Genomic DNA, 19,839 nt, shown 5'->3' with positions numbered 1-19,839 from the left:
AGCCCGTAGACCCGGCGAGCAGTGCCCGAGAAGATCGCGGCCTGCTCGTCGGGCGACAGCTCGGAAACCAACTCCCGAGCCGCCCCGAGCCACTCGTCATAGGTGGCAGCCAGCAAACACACCGGCCAGTCCGAGCCGAACATCAACCGCTCCGGCCCGAACGCGTCCAGCACGACCTCGAAGTACGGCCGCAGCAACGCCACGTCCCACGACTTCCAGTCCGCCTCGGTGACCAGGCCGGACAGCTTGCACGTCACGTTCTCGTGCGCCGCCAGCGACCGGATCAGCTCGGCCCACTCACCGGGACCGGACGACCCGATCGCGGGCTTCGAGCAGTGGTCCACCACGAACGAAACGTTGCCCAGCGCCGCCACGGTCCGACGCGCAGCCGGCAGCTGATGCGGCAACGTCAGCAGCTCGTAGATCAGCCCGTGCGCACCAACCTGCTGAAGCCCGTTCCGGACGTCCTTGCGGCACAACCACTCCGGGTCAGGCTCGCCCTGGACCTGGTGCCGGATCCCGCGCAGCCACGACCCGTCAGGACTGTCCACCAGCTCCGACAGGGCATCGCCGACCGACGCGGAAGTCAGATCGGTCCAGCCGACCACCGCACCCACGACCTCCGAAGAAGCCGCCACCGCGAGGAACTCCGGCGTCTCCTCCGGCACGCACACCGTCTGCACCAGCACGGAAGTCGAGACCTCAGGTGCCGCGGCGACGAAGTCCGGCTCCAGGAACGACCTCCTGATCACGCCCATCGGCGGATCGGTGATCCAGTCCTGGTCGCGGACGGACAGGTCCCACAGGTGGTGGTGGGCGTCGACGATCACGGCGTCGGCACCTCCGGGTCGACGAGGTTCAGCGCCTTCAGCTCGTTCCACAGGTCCGCGGGGATCTCCGCGGCGAAGTACGAGGCGTTGGCGGTCATCTGCTCCGCCGTCCGCGACCCGATCACCACAGACACCACCGCGGGATGTCCGAGCGCGAACTGGATCGCCGCCTCGGGCAGCGTCACGCCGTGCCGCCCGCACACCTCCGCGATCGCCCGTGCCCTCGCGACCAGTTCGGCAGGCGCGTCGTCGTAGTTGTACTTCGCGTCGGCGGCCACCACGGGCTTGGACAGCAGACCCGAGTTGAAGACACCGCAGGCCACCACGGACACACCGCGTTCGACGCACAACGGCAGGAACGACGCCAGCGACGGCTGTTCCAGCAGCGTGTACCGCCCGGCCAGCATCACCACGTCGATGTCGGTCTCGCGGACGAACCGCTCCGGCATCTCCCACTGGTTCATGCCGACGCCGATGGCACCGACGACGCCCTGCGACCGCAGTTCCTCCAGCGCCGGATAGGCCTCACCGACGGCGGACGCCCAGTGGTCGTCCGGGTCGTGGATGTAGACGATCTCCACCCGGTCGGTCCCGAGACGCTCCAAAGAGGACTCAAGAGATCGCTTCACCCCGTCCGCCGAGTAGTCCCGCACCCGCCGGAAGTGCCGGGGAACCGCGAACCCCTCGTCGTCGAGCCCGGAGCCGTCGAAGGGCTCCAGCAACCGCCCGACCTTCGTGGAGATCACGTACTCGTCGCGCGGCCGCCCGGCCAGCGCCACCCCGAGACGCCGCTCCGACAACCCGAGCCCGTAGTGCGGCGCGGTGTCGAAGTAGCGAACGCCGGTCTGCCAGGCGGCCTCGACCGCACCGAACGCCTCGGCGTCCGAGATCTCCCGGTACAGGTTGCCGATCGGCGCGGCACCAAAGCCCAGACGAGATACAGCAACCTTCACGGCAGCTCCCACACGAGTCGCACATCGGGTTCGGCACCGGAGTAGTCGTCCTCGACCTCCAGCAGTTCGGCCATCTCAGCCTGCCACGGAACGTTCGCCGGATGCTCGGCCAGAAACGCCCTCATCGCGCGGTAGTCGTCCACCTCGACCAGGTGGAACAGCTCGCGACCTGACCGCCAGATCCGCCACGAGTGCACCCCGGCCTCGCGCAGAGCAGCATCCAGCTCCAGCGGAATGGTGGCGTGAACGCGGTCGTAGTCAGCCTCCCGCCCCTCGCGAAGCCGGGTGTGCAACGCAACGGTCTCCACCCCTCACTCCTGCTTCTGGCCAGTGGCGAACCGGGTCACGATCAGCGCGAGGATGATCACCGCGCCGTACGAGGCCTTGATGTAGAAGCCGGAAACACCCTGCAACCGCAGGATCTGTTCTACGAGCCCCAGCATCAGCACACCGGACAACGCGCCGAACAGCGTGCCCTTGCCGCCCTGCAACGAGATTCCGCCGATCACCGCGGCCGCGAAGACCTGGAAGATCATGCCCTCGCCCTGCGTAGCGGCCACGGACCCGAGTCGTCCGGTCATCAGGATGCCCGCGATCACGGCCAGCACCGAACCGATGATCAGCACGATCCACACCACCCGGTCCACCCGGATACCGGCGGCACGCGCCGCCTCCGAGTTGCCGCCGATCGCGTACAGCGAACGACCGGCGCGCAGGTACTTCAGCACGAAGATGCCCACCGCGTAACAGACGATGCAGATCCACACCGCCGCCGGCAGCCCGAGCCAGGTCGTGGAACCCAGGTACAGGAACGACTCCGGCACGTCGATCAGCGACTTGCCCTCGGTGATCGCGAGCTGCAGACCGCGCAGCATGGTCAGCATGCCCAGGGTCACCATGAACCCGGACAGCCCGACCTTCAGGATCAGGAACCCGTTCAGGCCACCGATCCCGACACCGATCAGCAGGCACAACGGCAACGCCAGCCACGCGGCCAGACCGACGTCCAGCCCACCGGCCGAGGCGGGAATGATCAACGCGACCGCCAGCGCGGGAGCGAGACCGACCGTCGACTCCAGCGACAGGTCCATCTTGCCGACGATCAGGATCATCGCCTGGCCCAGCACCAGCAGCGACAGCTCGCTCTGCTGGGTCAGCACGGCGATCAGGTTGCCGGGAGTCAGGAAGATCGGCGACAACACAGCACCGATGATCAGCAGAATGATGATCACGGGCACCAGCGCGAGGTCCTGATAGCGCGCGAACTGGAACTTCTGCTTGCCGGGCGGTGTGGGAGCCGAGACCGGCGGAGTCATGGCCTTCGTCATTCCGCGCTCATTCCTTCAATAGCCGCGATGAGTTCCTGATCGCGCCAGCCACGTGCGAACTCGCGCACGACCTGGCCGTGGAACAGCACCAGAACACGGTCGCAAACCCGCAGGTCGTCTAGCTCGTCGGAGACGACGATCGCCGCCTTGCCCCGGCGTGCCTGCGCGTCGACGACTCCGAGCAGCGACTCCTTCGACTTCACGTCGACGCCCGCGGTCGGGTTGATCAGCACCAGCACCGACGGGTCGCCGGCGAGTGCCCGCGCCATCACGACCTTCTGCTGGTTGCCGCCGGACAGGTCGGACACCGGCTGGTCAGGCCCGGCGGCCTTGACGTCGTACGAAGCGATCGCGGTGCTGCCCGCGGACCGTTGCGCCGACGGCCACACGAACGAACCGGCAGTGCTCATCGTCGCGTTCTCCGCGATCGACAGGTCCAGCACGAGCCCCTGGTGGTGCCGATCCCGTGGCACACAGCCGATTCCGGCCTTCAGAGCCGCCGGAACGTCACCGCCGCGCACCGCGGAGCCGTTCACCGAGATCGTGCCGACGGACGGCTTGCGCAGCCCGTAGACGGTCTCGGCGAACTCGTGCTTGCCCGACGACGCACTGCCCGCGAGCCCGATGACCTCACCGCGCGTCGCCGACAGCGAGATGTCCGAGAAGTGCTCCCCGCTCAACGAGGACACGTCCAGCACGAGCTCGTCGGACGACGGCCGGTCGTCGCCGCTGGGCACGTTCAGCCCGCCGGCCTCACCGGTCATCGCCTCGATCAGGTCGGGCTTGGACATCTCGGCCACCGGAGCGGTGACGATGTGCCGCGCGTCGCGGTAGACCGTCACGGTCTGGCAGACCTCGTAGACCTCCTGCAGGTGGTGGGAGATGAACAGGAACGTCACTCCCTTGTCCTGCAACGACCTCATCCGGTCGAACAGCCGCTCGATCGCCGGGCCGTCGAGCTGCGCGGTCGGTTCGTCGAGGATCACGAACCGCGAACCGATCGACAGCGCCCGCGCGATCTCGACCAACTGACGCTGCTCGACGGTCAACGTGGACACCAGCGCGTCCGGGTCGACCGCGACGTCGTAGGTCTCCAGCAGCTCGGAAGCCTGGTGCCGCAGCTTCTTCCACTTGATCAGCCCGCCGCCGAGGTCCTGCCGGTTGATGAACAGGTTCTCGGCGACCGACAACTCCGGCACGACCGTCGACTTCTGGTACACGCACGCGACATGACGACGCCACGCCGCGCTGTCGGCGACGGGAGGCGCGGGTTCGCCGAAGAAGCTGACCTCGCCCGCGTCCGGCGTCTGCATGCCGGTGAGGATCGAGACCAACGTCGACTTGCCCGCGCCGTTGCGACCGACGAGCGCGTGCGACTCACCGGCCCGGATCTCGATGCCCACGTCGTCCAACGCGAGCGTCCGCCCGAACCGCTTCGTCACGCCACGTGCGATGGCTGCGTACTCGTTCATCAGATCTGGTTGCCCCAGAACGCCTTGTCGTCCACGTTCTCCTTGGTGATCAGCGGCGCGGGCAGCTGGTCCTCCAGGCGGCCACCGCCGACGTCGACGATGGTGGAGTCGTGGTCGGTCTTGCCGGGCTGGAACGTCTTCTTCTCCACGGCGGCCTTCGCGTAGAAGAGCGCCCACTGCGCGTAGAGGTCGGCCGGCTGCGAGACGGTCGCGTCGATCTCGCCCTTGCGGATCGCCTCCAGCTCGGACGGGATGCCGTCGTTGGAGACGATGAAGACGTGCTTGGGGTCGGTCGGCGGGACCAGCATGTTCTTCTGCTTCAACACCTGCAGCGTCGGCGCGAGGAACACGCCACCGGCCTGCATGTAGATGCCGTTGATGTCCGGGTGCTGGTTCAGCCTGGTCTGCAGGGCCGCGGACGCCTTGGCGCCCTCCCAGTCGGTCGGCTCCTCGAACACCGTGATGCCGGGGTAGTTCTGCTTCATGCAGGCGGCGAACGCCTCGGAGCGGTCGCGGCCGTTGACCGACGACAGCGCGCCCTGGAACTCGACGACCTTGCCCTTGCCACCGAGCTTGTCACCGAGGAACTTGCAGGCCTTCTCGCCGTACGCCTTGTTGTCCGCGCGCACGACCATGTAGGTCTTGCCCTTGTCCGGACGGGTGTCGACGGTGACCACCGGGATGCCGGCCTTGTCGAGCCGGTCCAAAGTGGACGCGATCGCGCCGGTGTCCTGCGGGGCCATCACGATCGCCTTGGCGCCCTGCGACTGCAGCGACTGCGCGTTGGCGACCAGGTTCTCCACCTTGTTCTGCGAGTTGGTGGGGTTCAGCAGGTTGACGCCGAGTTCCTTGGCCTTGTCCGGGAAGTACTTGATGTACGAGTTCCAGAAGTCGGAGTCGGCCCGCGGGTGGTCGGCGCCGATCGGGCCGACACCACTGGCGCCGGTCCCGCTGGCGCCACCGCCACAGGCGGTCAGGGTGAGTGCACCGGCGAGCGCGAGGCACACCGCGGCGGTGAGGTTGCGACGCTTCATCGTTGTTTGGCCTTTCATGACTGCTTGGGGCGCAGGCGCAACCCGTACATGCCACCGTCGACAGCCAGAATGGTGCCGGCGGTGGAACCGGACAACGGGCTCGCCAGATAAGCGATCGCGCCCGCTACCTCATCAGCGGAGACGAGCCGGCCGTGCGGCTGGCGTGCCTCCAACGCGGCTCGTTCGGCGGCCGGATCCGGTGCCGAGTCGAGCAGACGGCCCACCCACGGGGTGTCCGCCGTGCCGGGAGCGACCGCGTTGACGCGAATGCCTTCGCGCACGTGGTCAGCGGCCATCGCGAGCGTCAGCGAGTACACCGCGCCCTTGCTGGCCGAGTAGAGAGCGCGCTGCGGGAGCCCGGCCCACGCAGCGATGGAGCAGGTGTTGACGATCGCCGCGGACGGCGAGTTCCGCAGGTGCGGCAGCGCGGCCCGGGACACCCGGACCATGCCGAGCACGTTGACGTTGAGCACTTTCAGCCACTCGTCGTCGGAGTTGGCCGCCACGTCGCCCTGCGAACCGATGCCCGCGTTGTTCACGACCACGTCGAGGCGGCCGAACCGCTCCACGACCTCGCCGATCGCGGCTTTGACGCTCTCGTCGTCGGACACGTCCGCGCGGATCCCGACCAGCGGGTCCTTGACGTCAGGGTCGAGGTCCAGCGCCACCACCATCGCACCGCGCGACGACAGCAGGTTCGCCGTGGCGAGGCCGATGCCGGACGCGCCACCCGTGACGACGGCGACAAGGCCTTCGAAGTCAGTCATTCTCGCCCTCCAGTGCCGTCCACACCGGACCCTCCGGGTACAGGTAGTCGGACAGCGTCTCGTCCTTGAGCTGAGCGGAGAATCCTGGCGCGGCGGGTGCCAGGTAACGGCCGTTCTCGACGACGGCCGGGTCCAGGAAGTGCTCGTGCAGGTGGTCGACCCACTCGATCACGCGCTCGCCGACCTCGCCGGAGATCGCGACGTAGTCGAAGAACGACAGGTGCCTGACCAGCTCGCAGAGGCCGACCCCACCGGCGTGCGGGCACACCGGAACGTCGAACTTCTTGGCCAGCAACAGGATCGCGATGTTCTCGTTCACGCCGGCGACCCGGCAGGCGTCGAGCTGCAGCACATCGATCGCGCCGGCCTGCAGCATCTGCTTGAACACCACGCGGTTCTGCACGTGCTCACCGGTGGCGACCCGGATCGGGGCCAGCGCGTCGGCGATCGCCCGGTGCGCCAGCACGTCGTCCGGCGACGTCGGCTCCTCGATCCAGTACGGGTTGAACGGCGCGAGCTCACGCATCCAGCGGATCGCCGTGTCGACGTCCCAGCGCTGGTTCGCGTCCACCGCCACGCGCACGTCGTCACCGACGACCTCGCGGGCCAGCTTCATCCGGCGCACGTCGTCGTCGAGGCTGCCGCCGACCTTGAGCTTGATCATGTCGAAGCCGTCGGCGAGTGCCTGGCGCGCAAGTCCGGCGAGCTTCTCGTCGGAGTAGCCGAGCCAGCCGGGTGACGTCGTGTAGGCCGGATATCCGTCGCGGGCAACGGCTTCCGCACGTTCGGCCTTGCCGTGCTCGATCTTGCGCAGGATCTGCAGCGCGTCGTCGGGCGTCATCGCGTCGGAGAGGTACCGGAAGTCGACGAGGCTGACGATCTCCTCGGGTGTCATCTGGGCGAGGAACCGCCAGACGGGCAACCCGGCGCGGCGCGCGGCGAGGTCCCACGCGGCGTTGACGACCGCGCCGATCGCCATGTGCGCGACGCCCTTCTCGGGGCCGAGCCAGCGGATCTGCGAGTCGCCGATCAGCTCGAAGTACAGCTCGGCCAGTGCCTTCGCGTCCTCCGGCACGTCCTTGCCGACGACGTGCGGTGCCAGCGCCCTGATCCCGGCGGCCTGCACGTCGTTGCCACGGCCGATGGTGAACGCGAGCCCGTGGCCCTCCGGTCCGTCATCGGTGCGCAGCACGGCGTAGGCGGCGCTGTAGTCCGGGTCCGGGTTCATCGCGTCGGAGCCGTCGAGCTCACGCGACGTGGGGAACCGGATGTCCAGCACGTCCAGTGCGGTGATCTTGGGCATGGGTCAGGCCTGCCCGAGGGTCTGCTTTTGCCTGCCGAGGCCCTCGATCTCCAGCTCGACGACGTCGCCCGCGCGCAGGTACGGCTTGGGCTCCGGCTGGCCGAGCGCGACACCAGCGGGTGTACCGGTGTTGATGACGTCACCCGGTCGAAGGACAAGGAACTGACTGAGGTAGCGCACGATCTCCGCCACCGGGAAGATCATGTTCTTGGTGGACGAGTTCTGCTTGATCTCGCCGTTCACCCAGAGCCGCATCTCCAGGCTCTGCGGGTCGGTGATCTCGTCGGCAGGCACGAGGAAGGGGCCGAGCGGGTTGAACGTCTCGCAGTTCTTGCCCTTGTCCCACGTTCCGCCGCGCTCGATCTGGAACTCCCGCTCGGAGACGTCGTGCGAGAGCACGTACGCGCCGACGCACGCCAGAGCGTCCTCTTCGGACTCGAGATAGCGAGCGGTGCGCCCGATGACGACGCCGAGTTCGACCTCCCAGTCGGTCTTCACCGACCGGCGCGGGACGAGCACCTCGTCGTACGGGCCCACGATCGTGTCCGGCGTCTTGAGGAACATCACCGGCTCGCCCGGGATGTCCGCGCCGGTCTCCTCCGCGTGGTCGCGGTAGTTGAGGCCGATGCAGATGACCTTGCCGGGACGCGCGAGCGGCGCACCGACCCGCACTCCCTCGGAGTCCAGGACCTCCAGCTCACCGGCTTCCAGGGCCGCGCGGACGCGAGCCACGCCGTCGTTCGCGAGGAACGCCCCGTCGATGTCCGGGGTGATCGGCAGGAGGTCGTATGTGGTCCCGTCGTCGGTCCTCACTGCAGGACGTTCATCGCCGACCGGCCCGAGGCGCAGAAGCTGCACGGCCGTTCCTCCTCTACTCACACCGCCGAAATACATCGGATGTATAGCCCCGCGAGACCCAGTTCGTCTAGATCCTGACGTGAAGTCGTCCGATGACTAATAGGAGTCGATCATGAAGTTCGTGGCCGCATCACTCCTGGCGGGCGCACTGCTCACGCCATCCGGCCCAACGGAGCCCGTAACCGTTTTCGTCGAGCTGACCTCGGCCGCAGCGGTCGACGCGGGCACGGTTTCACAGGCGCGTTCAGCCAGGGACACCACCTCGGGGCAGGTTTCCCGGGTTGTATCCCGGTCGGGTGGCCGCGAGGTTGCCCGAACGTCCAACGCGGTGCCGGGCGTCGTCCTGTCGGCGGACAAGTCCCGTCTGTCTGCTTTGTCGCGCATGCCCGAGGTGCGCGCGGTGCACCGCATGACGACGAAGAAGCTCACCAACGCACACGCCGTCCGCCTCACCCGGACGTCCGACGCCTGGAAGTCACTCGGACGATTCGGCGACGACATGCGGATCGGCGTGATCGACACCGGCATCGACTACCGGCACGCGGACTTCGGCGGCGGCACCTTCCCGAACGCCAAGGTCGTCGGCGGCCACGACTTCGCGGGCGACGCCTACACCGGCAAGTCCGGCTCGCTGCCCGAACCGGACGCCGACCCGCTGGACTGCGAGGGCCACGGCACGCACGTCGCCGGGACCGCGGCCGGGTTCGGGGTCAACGCCGACGGCACGACCTACCGCGGCTCGTACTCGTCGGTCGATCTTGATTCACTGAAGATCGGGCCTGGTACGGCCCCCAAGGCGCTGCTCTACGCGTTGAAGGTGTTCGGCTGCGAGGGTGGCACGAACCTGACCGCGCAGGCGCTGGACTGGGCGCTCGACCCCAACGGCGACGGCGACTTCTCCGACAAGCTCGACGTGGTGAACCTGTCGCTGGGCAGCGACTTCGGTGCGGCGGACGACCCGGACGCGCTGTTCGTGCGCAAGCTCGTCGAACACGGCGTGGTCGTCGTGGCGGCGGCCGGCAACGGTGGCGACTTCTACGACGTGGCCGGGTCGCCGGGCAACGCTCCCGACGCGATCTCGGTGGCGAACAGCCGTGACGCGTTCTCGATGCTGGACGGGCTGGAGGCGCAGGGCAAGCAGTGGGCAGGGCAGTACAGCCAGAACTACAAGGGGCCGCTCGACCTCACGCTGCCCGTCGTGCGGCTTTCGTCCGATGTGGACGGCTGCAAGCCGATCTCCGAGTCGTTGACCGGGAAGATCGTCTGGCTGGAGTGGGACGACAACGACGCCACCCGCGCCTGCGGTTCCGGGGCGCGGACGGACAACGCGTGGAAGGCCGGGGCGGCCGGGGTGCTGCTGCCGACGTCGTTGCCGGTGTTCGCCGCCGGGATCGCCGGCAACGCGCACATTCCGGCGTTCCAGCTGACGGCGTCCGCGTCCGCCGCACTGCGTCCGGCGCTGGAGGCCGGGACGTTGTCCGTGCACCTGACCGATGCTTTGAAACGCGCGGTGCCTTCGGTGGAACCGGCGATCGCGGACACGATCACCCCTTCTTCGTCGCGATCCCGTTCGTCGATCGCGGTGGCCGCGCCGGGCGACACGATCTTCTCCGCCGCTTCCGGCACCGCGTCCGACGGCGTGTCGATGGGCGGCACCTCGATGGCGTCGCCGCACGTGGCAGGGATCGCGGCGTTGCTGCGCGAGGCCCATCCACAGTGGACCGTCGCGGAGATCAAGGCCGCGCTGATGAACACCGCCTCCGGCGTGATCCGGTCAGCTGACGGCGTGCGCGAGGCCCCGATGCGGGTCGGCGCCGGCCGGGTGGACGCGCTCGCCGCGTTGTCCTCCGACGTGCTGGCGGTGGGCGACGCGTCGTTCGGCACGGTCGAGGTGAGCGGTCCGGTGCTGACCGGTCGAACGATCCGGCTGGTGAACAAGGGCACGGAGACCGTCCGCCTGCAGGCGCGCTACGAGCCGATCACCGCGGTGCCCGGGGTGTCTTTCCAGGTCACCGTGCCGTACGTGGTGCTGCCGCCGGGCGGTTCGGCGTCGGTCACCGTGCAGCTGCGGATCGCGAACCCGGCGGCGTTGCGCAAGACCCCCGACCCCACGGTCGCGCTGGACGACGGCCGTCAGTTCCTGGCGGAGGCGTCCGGGCTGGTGACGTTCTCGGGCGACCGCTCGCTGCGGGTGCCCGTCCACGCGGCGCCGAAGCCGGTGTCGCGGCTGAAGGTGGTGTCCGGCCGAGTCGCCGGACAGGGCCTCGACCAGCAGGACTACCAGGCCCGCATGACCGTGCTGCAGCTCGGCGCGACCTCTCCGCGGCTGCCGGACTGCGGACCTGACGTGCAGGACAACTGCGCGATCAACCGCACGGCCCGCGGCGGCGACCTGCGTTATGTGGGTGCGACGGCGACGCCGGACCTGCTGGCGTTCGGCGTCGCGACGTGGAGCACCTGGGCGAACCTCGGCAGCAACATGCAGCCAGAGGTCAGGTTCTCGGTGGGCGGCAAGGACTTCGTGACGACGGCCGTGAAGCCGACGAACCCGGACGGCGACGTGACCGCCGACATCTGGCTGGCGCGGACCGTGGTCGCCGGTTCGGAGGAGGTCGTGGACGAGCAGCCGTTGAACGGCCTGGACGGATCTTTCGACACCAACGTGTTCGACAGCGACGTCGTGGTACTGCCGGTTTCGCGAGCTTTGCTGCCGTCCGGCCCGGTGACCTACACCGTCGGCGTGCAGAGCCCGTACACCGCGCCCGGCGACCCGGACGAGCTCGTCGACGTTGCGCCGTCTGCCACGTTCGCCTACGAGGTGATCGTGCCGTCACTGTCCACTGTGGTACATCCGGGTGATCAAGTTCCTTCTGGATCGTTGATGTTCTTCCACCACAACGCAACGGGTAACCGAGCGCTGACGAGGTGATACCCGGTTGGGCGTGCCCTCAGGTGAGCGCCCCTCGGCATACTCGACCGTTATGGATCTGGTCGTGGGACTCGACGCTGGTGGCACCTCAACCAGGGCCTTGGTGCTCGATCTCGACGGCGCCCGCCTGGGCCAGGGCCTGGCGGGCGGCGCGAACCCGAACTCGCACCCACCGTCGGTGGCCGCCGCCCACATAGGCGAGGCGCTGGCGGAAGCGTTGGACGGGCTCGATTCCCGCAAGGTCCGCTCCGGCGTCCTGGGCATGGCCGGCGCCTCGAAGATGGCGGACCCGGCCGTGTCCGCCCTGTTCCAGGAGGCCTGGGAACGCGCGGGCCTGCACTGCCCGATGCGCGTGATCACCGACTGCGAGGCCGCCTTCGCCACCGGCACCTCGTCGCCGGACGGCACGGTACTGGTGGCGGGCACCGGCTCCATCGCGGGCCGCATCACCGACCACCGCATGGTCGGCCAGTCCGGCGGCTACGGCTGGCTGATCGGCGACGACGGTTCGGCGTTCTGGCTGGGCCGCGAAGCCGTCCGCGCCGCGCTGCGCCTGATCGACCTGGACGCACCGCTGGAAGGCCTGGCCACCGCCGTCCTCACCGCCGCCGGCGCGAAGAACCGCGGCCAGCTGATCAACGCGGTCAACTCCCAGCCGCCGATCAAACTCGCCCAGTTCGCCCCGCTGGTCAGCTCGGCCTACCACCACGGCGATCCCGAAGCCCTGACGATCGTGGCGACGGCCGCCCAGCTGCTCGCCAACACGGCCTCCGCGGTGCGCGAACCGTCCGACACGTCGCCGATCGTGCTGGTCGGCAGCCTGATCAAGACTCCGGTCGGCGTCCACCTCAAGCAGGAACTGCTCACCCGCTGCAACGCTCAGGTGATCATGGCGACCGAGGGTGCGGCGGGCGCGGCCTGGCTGGCAGCGGTGGACGTGCTCGGCCCTGACGCACCACGTCCCAGCAGGTCATGACGCCAGCAACCGGCCCGAGTGCGGGGTCCGCTCGTGGTAGGCGCGCAGCAGTCCGGCGTGCACGTCGTCCACGTGCTCGGCGGCGTCGGTGTTCCACACCAACGTGATCCGCCGGTGCAGCGGGTTGCCGATGAGCGGCTTGAGCAGCACCCCCGGCAGGTCGTGACCCGAGAAGAACCCCGCCACGGCGCCGGTCGACCGCACCAGGTCCGCCGCGACCACGGGGTCGACGCCGAAGTGCGCGCACCGCGGCGTGAACCCGACCGCCTCGCAGGCCAGGTCCAGGTTCAGCCGGCCGCCGTGGTTCTCGTCCGGAACGACCCACTCCTCGCCGGCCAGTTCGGACAACAGCACCTCGCTGCGGCCGGACAACCGATGACCCACCGGCACACCGATCAGCATTCGTTCGGTGACCACGCCACGCAGGCCCACTGCCTTCGGGAACCTCAACGGGCTGCGCGGGAACTCCACCACCAGGGCCAGGTCGAGCTCGCCCGTGCGCACCAGCTCCAGCACGGCGTCGCCGCCGCGTTCGATGTGCGTGGTCTGCGGCAGGCTGGGCAGCATCTCGCGCACCACGCCGACCAGCAACGCGGTCGGAGCGCCCGCCACGCCGCCGAGCCGAATGCCCGAATCGCCGCGTCCTGCCAGTTTGTGCGAGGTCACGAGCAGGTCGTCGAACCGCTCGACCAGGTCCTGGGACCGCAGCACGACGTGACGTCCGAGTTCGGTCAGCTCGACGCCATCGTTGCGGCGCAGGAACAACGGGCCGCCGAGACACGCCTCGATCCGCCTCACCTGGGCGGTCAGCCCGGCTTGCGCGATCTTCAGCTGCGAGGCGGCCCGGCTGATGCTGCCTGCTCGCGCCACGGTCAGCACCACGTGCAGATGTCTCAGCTCCATTCGCACTGAGGAAGCCTAGGACAGTTACCGATCCACAAACACGGCCACGCGGGTGTCACCAGATGACGCTCTGTCGCCGTTGTAAGCGCGATTGCTCTAACAGGCCGATAACTCGGGAATTATCGGCACCTCACACCTGCCGCTGTGCGCGCGGACTGCCCCACCCTGCTGTTGACACCAAACGATCCAGGGGGTGTGAGCGCCATGAGGAAAGCGTTGCGGCTGCGACGCCTTTCCCGTCCACACGACGACAGGTACCTCTTCGTGCCGTTGGACCACAGCGTTTCGGACGGTCCGGTGGTGCCGCGAGACCGGTGGCAGGACCTGATCCACGCCATCGTGCTGGGCGGGGCCGACGCCATCATCGTCCACAAAGGACGTGTACGCACCATCAACCCCGCTGTGCTCGGGGGATGTGCGCTGATCGTCCACCTGAGCGCCGGCACCGCGCACATGGCCGACGCCAACGCCAAGGTGCTCGTCGGCGAGGTCGACGAGGCGCTGCGGCTCGGCGCCGACGCGGTGAGCGTGCACGTCAACATCGGCTCCGACACGGAGTCGCGCCAGCTCATCGACCTCGGCACGGTCGCGGCCGCGTGCGACTCGTGGAACGTCCCGCTGGTCGCGATGATCTATGCGCGCGGGCCTCGCATCGGCGACCCGAAAGATCCCGCTCTACTCGCGCACGTCGTCAACATCGCGGCGGACCTCGGCGCGGACATCGTCAAGACCAACCTGGCGAGCCCTGCCGAGGACATGGCGGAGGTGGTCGCCAGCTGCCCGATCCCGGTGATCGTCGCGGGCGGCCCGGCCTCCGCGAACAGCCTCGCCGGCCACGCCCGCGTCGCGATGGCCGCCGGCTGCTCGGGTCTCGCCGTCGGACGGCGGGTCTTCACCTCGCCCACGCCGATGCAACTGGTCGCGGAGCTGGCGTCGATCGTCCACGCGCCCACCGACGCAAGCCTCATGCACGCACTGACCGCTACCTTGGAGAACCGGTGAAGTTCGCCTGGATCGACCTCAGAACCGTGCCGGAAGCGCACCGTACCGCCGTGATCGACGCTGCGGTGCACACCCGGATCGCCGGAGTCGTCTCGGACGATCCCGCACTGCTCGACGACCTCCCGCCGACGATCACCCGCGTGCTGCTCACCGAGGACCAGGTCGAGAGCCCCCACCTGGTGACCGTGCTGGTGCACGAGCAGGACCAGCTCGACCGGCTGCCGGGCAGCTCCGCGTTCGTCCAGGTCAGCGACGACCGCACGCTCAAACTCGCCTGCGCCGCAGCGGAACGGCTCGACCACACCGTCGTCGCGTTCACCGACCCGACGAAGATCCCGCTGGAGATCGTGATCGCCGCCGCCGACGGCGCGCCGGGCAAGCTCATCACCGTCGTGGCCGACCTCGTCGAGGCCGCGATCGTCCTGGAGGTGCTGGAACACGGCTCCGACGGCGTGCTGATGGCCCCGCAGGACGCGACCGACGTGTTCAAACTGGCCCGGCTGCTGGAAGTCACGTCCCCGCCGCTGACCCTGACCACCCTCACCGTGGAAGCGCTCACCCACAACGGCCTCGGCGACCGGGTCTGCGTCGACACGGCCTCGCACTTCCAGGAGGACGAAGGCATCCTCGTCGGGTCGTTCTCGTCGGGCTTCATCCTCTGTTGCAGCGAAACGCATCCGTTGCCCTACATGCCGACACGGCCGTTCCGGGTCAACGCGGGCGCGCTGCACTCCTACGTGCTGGGCCCGGCGAACCGCACCAACTACCTGTCCGAACTGCGCTCGGGCAGCAAGGTCCTCGCCGTCAACGCCGAGGGCCGCACCCGCGAGATCACCGTCGGCAGGGCCAAGCTCGAGTCACGCCCGATGCTCACCATCACCGCGCGCTCGCCGGAGGGCGTCGAGGTCCACCTGATGGTGCAGGACGACTGGCACGTCCGCGTGCTCGGTCCCGGCGGCAAGGTCCTCAACGTGACCGAGCTCCAGCGCGGCGACGAGCTGCTCGGCCACATCGCGACCGAGCAACGGCACGTGGGCCTCCCGATCGGCGAGTTCTGCAAGGAGTCATGAAAGACATGCGCGAGTTCATCACCGACCTGTTGCACCGGCACGGCGACGAAGTGCCGATCTTCAGCCACCGCAACACAGTCACGCACGGCCTGCTGCGCGCCGACATCTCCGCCGAAGCCACCCGGTTCGAAGCGGCGGGGATCCGCGACGGCAGCACGGTCGCGGTCCAGGTGCCGCCGAGCTTCAGCCAGCTGGAGGCGGTGCTGGCGCTGTGGAGCATCGGCGCCAGGGTGGTCTCGATCGACCACCGGCTGCGGCCGGCCGAGGTCGACGTCCTGCACGAGCTGACCCGTCCCGAGTTCCTGGTGCATCCGAGTGGCATTTCTGCCAACGGTTTCCAGGAGCGCTACGGCCTGGTGGTCGAACGGGCACCCGGCGTCCCCGCCACCACCCCGCACCGGCTGGTCCAGTTCAGCTCGGGATCAACGGGCCGGCAGAAGGTGATCGGCCGCGGCACCGAGTCGCTCATCGACGAGGTGGCGCGGTTCGCCGCATCCGACGGCGTGGCAAGGCGCGGCGAACGCCTTCTGCTGCTGAACTCCCCCGCCCACAGCTTCGGCCTGATCGGCGGCCTGCTGCACTCTCTCGCGGCGGGAGTGCACCTGGTGTTCGCGGAAAACCCTTCCGCAGAAGCGGTTCTGCGCCAGGCACGGACGCACGAGGTCGACTTCGTCACCGGCCTGCCGTTCCACTTCGACCTGCTGGCCTCCTCACCCGACCGCGACTCGTTGCGCACGGTCCGCGGCGCGTTCTCCGGCGGTGAGCTGATGCCGCAGGACGTGGCCGACAGGTTCGCCGCCGCCTACGGGTTCCCGGTCGGCGAATGCTTCGGCACCACCGAAACCGGCGCGCTGACCATCGCGGTGGACGGCACGATCCGCCCGTCCGTCGGAAAACCCATGCAGGGCATCACGGCGCGCGTCCGCGACGGCCTCGTCGAGGTGGCGCTCAAGGAAACGCCCTACCTGTCCGAGAACGACCCCGCGCGCTTCTCCGGCGGCTGGTTCCGCACCGGCGACCGGGGCGAGTTCACCGCCGACGGCGAACTGCGGCTACTTGGCCGCTCCGACTCGTTGGTCGTGGTGCGCGGCAACAAGGTCGACCTGACCGAGGTCGAGCACGTCCTGCGTGGACACCCGCAGGTGACCGAGGTCGTCGCGGTGGGAGCGACGGAAATCCGCGCCTACGTGGGCACCGCCAGCGACACGCTCACCGCACAGGCGTTGTCGCAGTGGTGCACGGAGAGGCTCGCCGAGTTCAAGCTCCCAGCGCACATCCACGTCATGGACACGCTGCCCAGGACGTCGAGCGGCAAGCTGATCCGCAACCCGAGCGTGCTGGCCGGCACCCAGGGCGTGATGTCCCTCTGAAGAGCTGCTCGCGGTGTCCGCCGCAGCGGGATGTGACGACCCAGCGGCCTCCCTAGGTTGATCCGCATGGACACTTTCCCTTCCCCCGCAGCACTTTCCGACGGCAGGCGGCGGCTGCGCAGGTTCCGGTTCCCGGTCCTGTTCGTCGTGCTCTTCGTCGTGATGCTGGCCTTCGCCGGGATCAACCTGCTCGTCGCACCGCTTCCGCTGCTCGCGCTGCCGGTCGGCCTCGGACTCGCCGTCGCAGGGGTCGCCGGCTACCGCAGGCTTTCCGCGGTCGTCGAAGTCCGCGACGACGTGCCGGAACTGGCGGCGGAGACCAGGTGGCGCGGCCTGGGATGGGGAACGCTGATCGGGTTCGGTCTGTTCGTCGTGCTGGTACTGGTGATCCTGGTCTTCGGGGGCGTGGACCAGGTCTCCTGGGGCTCCTTCTCCGGATTCCTCGGCATCGCGGGAATGATGGCGAGCGTCGCCGTCATGGAGGAGGTGCTCTTCCGCGGCGTGCTGTTCCGCATTCTCGAAGAGCGCGCCGGAACCGTCATCGCGCTGGTGGTGTCCTCGCTGCTGTTCGGGATGACGCACATCTTCAACGCCAAGGCCACCTTCTGGGGCGCGCTGGCCATCGGCCTGACGGGCGGCACCATGATGGCCGCCGCCTACGTCGCCACCCGGAACCTGTGGTTCCCGATCGGCCTGCACTTCGGCTGGAACTTCACCCACGCCGGCGTCTTCGGCATCGCGGTGTCCGGTTCGAGCGACGTGCCCAACGGCCTGCTGCACACCGTGCTCTCCGGCCCGTCGGTGCTCACCGGCGGCACGTTCGGCCCGGAGGCCAGCCCGCTCTCGCTGGTGATCTGCCTGGTGCCCACCGTGCTGCTGCTGCGCAAGGCCGCCCGAACCCGCTCGTGAGCGCACCCGAGTAGGGTTTTCGGGCATGGACGACGAGTTCCCGCCGACACCAGATCTCGCCGAACTCGGCCTCCCGGACGAGTTCCCTCCGATCCGGCTGCCGGACCTCGCGACGCTGGCCCAGCAGGCCCGAGCCAGCGCGATGCTCGCCAAGGCCCGCGAGGTGGCGGAGTGGCTCGACGGCCGCGAAGTTTCCGTCAAGGACCATCTGCTCAGCGCCGCGGACATCGTCGTCGCGTTGCACACGCTCGGCTGGTCTGGTCACGAGTTCGAGTTCCGCTGGGATCTCGCCGCCGAACTCGGGTTCGTCGACCTGGGCGAGGACGAGGCAATTCCGGGTCCAGGGCTCGACGACTGGCCCGGCGGGCCAGACGAGATGGCGATCGAGGTGTGGGACGCGGCGTTCGAGTTCGTGCTGACCGACGCCGCCTGGTACGAGGAAGACCTCGACACGGACACTGATCCCGAACTCGACCCGGTCGGTCCCACCATGATGTTCGTGCTGTTCCTCGCGGGCGCGTACGGCGTGCCCCGCGACGAGTTGTCCGAACTGGTTCGTGATGGTCTCGACAGGTCGCATGAGGATCACGACGCCGTTCCGGGCTTGCTCGAACGCCTGCTTGAACTGGGTGCTGTGCAGATCGATGACGAGGACGTCGTCAGGCTGACCCCGCTCGCGCTGTCGGGGATGCGCGAACGCTATGTCGCACTGGGCATCGACGTTCCCCTGGTGCCGCCGGTCGAACAGATGACGGCAGCCGACCTGCTCGCCGCGGCACCGGCACTGACTTCCGATGAGTTCGGCGAGGAGGCCGTGGCTTGGCTCGCGCTGCGCGAACCTGAGCAGGCAGGGCAGGAGCTGGTCGGCGCCGCGGCGGCGGGCGATGCCGTTGAACGGATGTTCGCCGTCCAACTCATCAGGTCCACTGGGCTGGGAACCGAGCAACTGTGGCGTTCGGCGATGACGCTGCCGGAGGTGCGGCCCTACGCCAAGACCGAACTACCGGGTGAGGTACCGGACATCGCCGAGATGGCCTGGCTTCTCACCGACTCGCTCGCGGCCACGGGCGAGATCGAGGACTTCTCGTCAGCTGTGCCGGCCGGACAGGAGCAGGAGATCTTCGACGCGATGTGGCGCCTTCCCCATCCGGAGGCAGGAGAAGTGCTCACCATGATCGGCGCGGAGCACCCGGACAAGAAGATCGCGAAATCGGCCCGCAAGGCGGCCTTCAAAGCAAGATCGTGAAACATGGAGCCGCTCCATGCGCTCCCACCTTCAGGCAGATTTGGCCGGAAACGATGGAGCAGGGACCCGTTCCAGGCCTAGTTTCCGAACATGCCCAAAAGATCGTCCAGTGTGGTGGGACGGGAGTTCGGCAACGGCATCCGCGCCATCATCGCCAGAACCGGTCTCACCCACCGCAAGCTCGCCGAGCTGCTCGGCTGGCAGGAAGCCAAGATCTCCGACATGACGCTCGGCAAGGGCGGCGTGACCGAACAGGACGTCTTGCTGCTGCTCGGCTACTGCCAAGCCACGGTCGATGAACGCGAGCACCTGCTGGAGCTGTTCCACGAGTCCGGCAACGCCTGGCTCCAGATCCCCAAAGACGGCGTACCGGACCAGGTGCGCACCCTGATCGACCAGGAGCGGGACGCCAAGGAGATCATCTGCTGGTCGATGATCCTCGTGCCCGGCCTGTTGCAGATACCCGAGTACTGCTACGTCGTCACCAAGCACTCGAAGGTGATCGAGGCCGAGAAGGTCCCCGCTGTCGCCGCGACAAGGGCTGCGCGGGCAAACATCCTCGAACCCGGCCGGAAGTTCGTGTTCTTCGTGCACGAGCAGGCACTCGAACTCCCCGTTGGCGGTGTCGAGGTGTGGCGGGAACAGCTGGCCCACCTGCTCAGGCTGTCCGTGCGGAAGTACATCAGCTTCCGGATCGTTCCTCGCTCGGCAGGCATGCACTCAGGCACTTCCGGCGACTTCCGGATGATGAAGTTCCCGAAGTACCCGCCGGTCGTCTACGTCGAGAGCGTCAACTACTGCCTGTTCTTCGATGACGCGGAGACCATCAAGGTCCACGAGGACATCCTGGCGGCCCTCGCGACCGTCGCCCTGAGTGAGGAAGAATCGA

The 19,839-nt window shown here is 68.4% G+C and carries 18 protein-coding genes; 8 read left to right on the top strand and 10 right to left on the bottom strand.

The features are described from left to right. From SK803_RS45585 to SK803_RS45545, 9 genes are all read right to left on the bottom strand, one after another. Positions 1–830 (bottom strand): amidohydrolase family protein (locus SK803_RS45585; RefSeq protein WP_319972504.1); only part of this gene is annotated, 830 nt, incomplete at its 3' end. Next, complete coding sequence (locus tag SK803_RS45580; protein WP_319972503.1) at positions 827–1,783, bottom strand: aldo/keto reductase; 957 nt, start codon at positions 1,781–1,783, stop codon at positions 827–829. The genes SK803_RS45580 and SK803_RS45585, both read right to left, overlap by 4 nt. Beyond that, positions 1,780–2,091, bottom strand: coding sequence for an L-rhamnose mutarotase (locus SK803_RS45575; protein WP_319972502.1), 312 nt, complete (start codon positions 2,089–2,091; stop codon positions 1,780–1,782). The genes SK803_RS45580 and SK803_RS45575 overlap by 4 nt, the downstream gene beginning before the upstream one ends. A 3-nt stretch (positions 2,092–2,094) precedes the next feature. Beyond that, positions 2,095–3,111, bottom strand: coding sequence for an ABC transporter permease (locus SK803_RS45570; RefSeq protein WP_319972501.1), 1,017 nt, complete (start codon positions 3,109–3,111; stop codon positions 2,095–2,097). Further along, the gene (locus tag SK803_RS45565; RefSeq protein WP_319972500.1) at positions 3,108–4,583 is read right to left on the bottom strand and encodes a sugar ABC transporter ATP-binding protein; all 1,476 of its coding nucleotides are present in this window, start codon (positions 4,581–4,583) and stop codon (positions 3,108–3,110) included. The genes SK803_RS45570 and SK803_RS45565 overlap by 4 nt, the downstream gene beginning before the upstream one ends. Next, entirely contained in the window at positions 4,583–5,617 is a 1,035-nt protein-coding gene (locus SK803_RS45560) for a sugar ABC transporter substrate-binding protein (RefSeq protein WP_319972499.1), read from the bottom strand. The genes SK803_RS45565 and SK803_RS45560 overlap by 1 nt, the downstream gene beginning before the upstream one ends. 14 nt (positions 5,618–5,631) lie before the next feature. After that, the gene (locus SK803_RS45555) at positions 5,632–6,384 is read right to left on the bottom strand and encodes an SDR family NAD(P)-dependent oxidoreductase (protein ID WP_319972498.1); all 753 of its coding nucleotides are present in this window, start codon (positions 6,382–6,384) and stop codon (positions 5,632–5,634) included. After that, entirely contained in the window at positions 6,377–7,687 is a 1,311-nt protein-coding gene (locus SK803_RS45550; RefSeq protein ID WP_319972497.1) for an enolase C-terminal domain-like protein, read from the bottom strand. The genes SK803_RS45555 and SK803_RS45550 overlap by 8 nt, the downstream gene beginning before the upstream one ends. Positions 7,688–7,690: 3 nt before the next feature. After that, entirely contained in the window at positions 7,691–8,545 is an 855-nt protein-coding gene (locus tag SK803_RS45545) for a fumarylacetoacetate hydrolase family protein (RefSeq protein WP_319972496.1), read from the bottom strand. A 112-nt stretch (positions 8,546–8,657) separates the two neighbouring features. Here SK803_RS45545 and SK803_RS45540 point away from each other — a divergent pair, with 112 nt between their 5' ends. Continuing rightward, positions 8,658–11,474: a S8 family peptidase gene (locus SK803_RS45540; RefSeq protein WP_319972495.1), complete on the top strand. Its 2,817-nt coding sequence runs from the start codon at positions 8,658–8,660 to the stop codon at positions 11,472–11,474. A gap of 52 nt (positions 11,475–11,526) precedes the next feature. Beyond that, entirely contained in the window at positions 11,527–12,450 is a 924-nt protein-coding gene (locus SK803_RS45535) for an N-acetylglucosamine kinase (RefSeq protein ID WP_319972494.1), read from the top strand. Here SK803_RS45535 and SK803_RS45530 read toward each other — a convergent pair. Further along, positions 12,445–13,353 (bottom strand): LysR family transcriptional regulator, encoded by a 909-nt coding sequence (locus SK803_RS45530; RefSeq protein WP_319972505.1) that lies wholly within the window; start codon positions 13,351–13,353, stop codon positions 12,445–12,447. The two genes, SK803_RS45535 and SK803_RS45530, sit on opposite strands and share 6 nt — an antisense overlap. A 204-nt stretch (positions 13,354–13,557) precedes the next feature. On the opposite strand from SK803_RS45530, the gene SK803_RS45525 reads away from it, so the two are divergent. From SK803_RS45525 to SK803_RS45500, 6 genes are all read left to right on the top strand, one after another. Further along, on the top strand, positions 13,558–14,355 hold the full coding sequence (locus tag SK803_RS45525; RefSeq protein WP_319972493.1) for a 2-amino-3,7-dideoxy-D-threo-hept-6-ulosonate synthase: 798 nt from the start codon (positions 13,558–13,560) through the stop codon (positions 14,353–14,355). Then, the gene (locus tag SK803_RS45520; protein WP_319972492.1) at positions 14,352–15,425 is read left to right on the top strand and encodes a 3-dehydroquinate synthase II; all 1,074 of its coding nucleotides are present in this window, start codon (positions 14,352–14,354) and stop codon (positions 15,423–15,425) included. Before SK803_RS45525 ends, SK803_RS45520 begins: the two co-directional genes overlap by 4 nt. Further along, positions 15,422–16,795 carry a class I adenylate-forming enzyme family protein gene (locus SK803_RS45515; RefSeq protein WP_319972491.1) on the top strand — a complete coding sequence of 458 codons (1,374 nt, stop codon included), beginning with the start codon at positions 15,422–15,424 and terminating at the stop codon, positions 16,793–16,795. The genes SK803_RS45520 and SK803_RS45515 overlap by 4 nt, the downstream gene beginning before the upstream one ends. A 66-nt stretch (positions 16,796–16,861) precedes the next feature. Continuing rightward, entirely contained in the window at positions 16,862–17,704 is an 843-nt protein-coding gene (locus tag SK803_RS45510) for a CPBP family intramembrane glutamic endopeptidase (RefSeq protein WP_319972490.1), read from the top strand. A 25-nt stretch (positions 17,705–17,729) separates the two neighbouring features. After that, positions 17,730–18,950, top strand: coding sequence for a hypothetical protein (locus SK803_RS45505; RefSeq protein WP_319972489.1), 1,221 nt, complete (start codon positions 17,730–17,732; stop codon positions 18,948–18,950). A gap of 90 nt (positions 18,951–19,040) precedes the next feature. Then, positions 19,041–19,839: helix-turn-helix domain-containing protein (locus tag SK803_RS45500; RefSeq protein WP_319972488.1), on the top strand; the 799-nt coding region annotated here is incomplete at its 3' end.

The sequence above is a fragment of the Lentzea miocenica genome, assembly GCF_033949945.1.
GTDB classification, from domain to species: Bacteria; Actinomycetota; Actinomycetes; order Mycobacteriales; family Pseudonocardiaceae; genus Lentzea; species Lentzea miocenica.
The sequence above is the reverse complement of the archived record's forward strand: the minus strand, read 5'-3'. Positions and strand labels throughout refer to the sequence as shown.

What these genes read in the sequence shown, in the direction of transcription:
- SK803_RS45565 (WP_319972500.1), bottom strand. Translation starts at nt 4,583, where the DNA reads ATGAACGAGTACGCAGCCATCGCACGTGGCGTGACGAAGCGGTTCGGG.
- SK803_RS45505 (WP_319972489.1), top strand. Translation starts at nt 17,730, where the DNA reads ATGGACGACGAGTTCCCGCCGACACCAGATCTCGCCGAACTCGGCCTC.
- SK803_RS45550 (WP_319972497.1), bottom strand. Translation starts at nt 7,687, where the DNA reads ATGCCCAAGATCACCGCACTGGACGTGCTGGACATCCGGTTCCCCACG.
- SK803_RS45570 (WP_319972501.1), bottom strand. Translation starts at nt 3,111, where the DNA reads ATGACGAAGGCCATGACTCCGCCGGTCTCGGCTCCCACACCGCCCGGC.
- SK803_RS45515 (WP_319972491.1), top strand. Translation starts at nt 15,422, where the DNA reads ATGAAAGACATGCGCGAGTTCATCACCGACCTGTTGCACCGGCACGGC.
- SK803_RS45535 (WP_319972494.1), top strand. Translation starts at nt 11,527, where the DNA reads ATGGATCTGGTCGTGGGACTCGACGCTGGTGGCACCTCAACCAGGGCC.
- SK803_RS45540 (WP_319972495.1), top strand. Translation starts at nt 8,658, where the DNA reads ATGAAGTTCGTGGCCGCATCACTCCTGGCGGGCGCACTGCTCACGCCA.
- SK803_RS45525 (WP_319972493.1), top strand. Translation starts at nt 13,558, where the DNA reads ATGAGGAAAGCGTTGCGGCTGCGACGCCTTTCCCGTCCACACGACGAC.
- SK803_RS45530 (WP_319972505.1), bottom strand. Translation starts at nt 13,353, where the DNA reads ATGGAGCTGAGACATCTGCACGTGGTGCTGACCGTGGCGCGAGCAGGC.
- SK803_RS45510 (WP_319972490.1), top strand. Translation starts at nt 16,862, where the DNA reads ATGGACACTTTCCCTTCCCCCGCAGCACTTTCCGACGGCAGGCGGCGG.
- SK803_RS45555 (WP_319972498.1), bottom strand. Translation starts at nt 6,384, where the DNA reads ATGACTGACTTCGAAGGCCTTGTCGCCGTCGTCACGGGTGGCGCGTCC.
- SK803_RS45560 (WP_319972499.1), bottom strand. Translation starts at nt 5,617, where the DNA reads ATGAAGCGTCGCAACCTCACCGCCGCGGTGTGCCTCGCGCTCGCCGGT.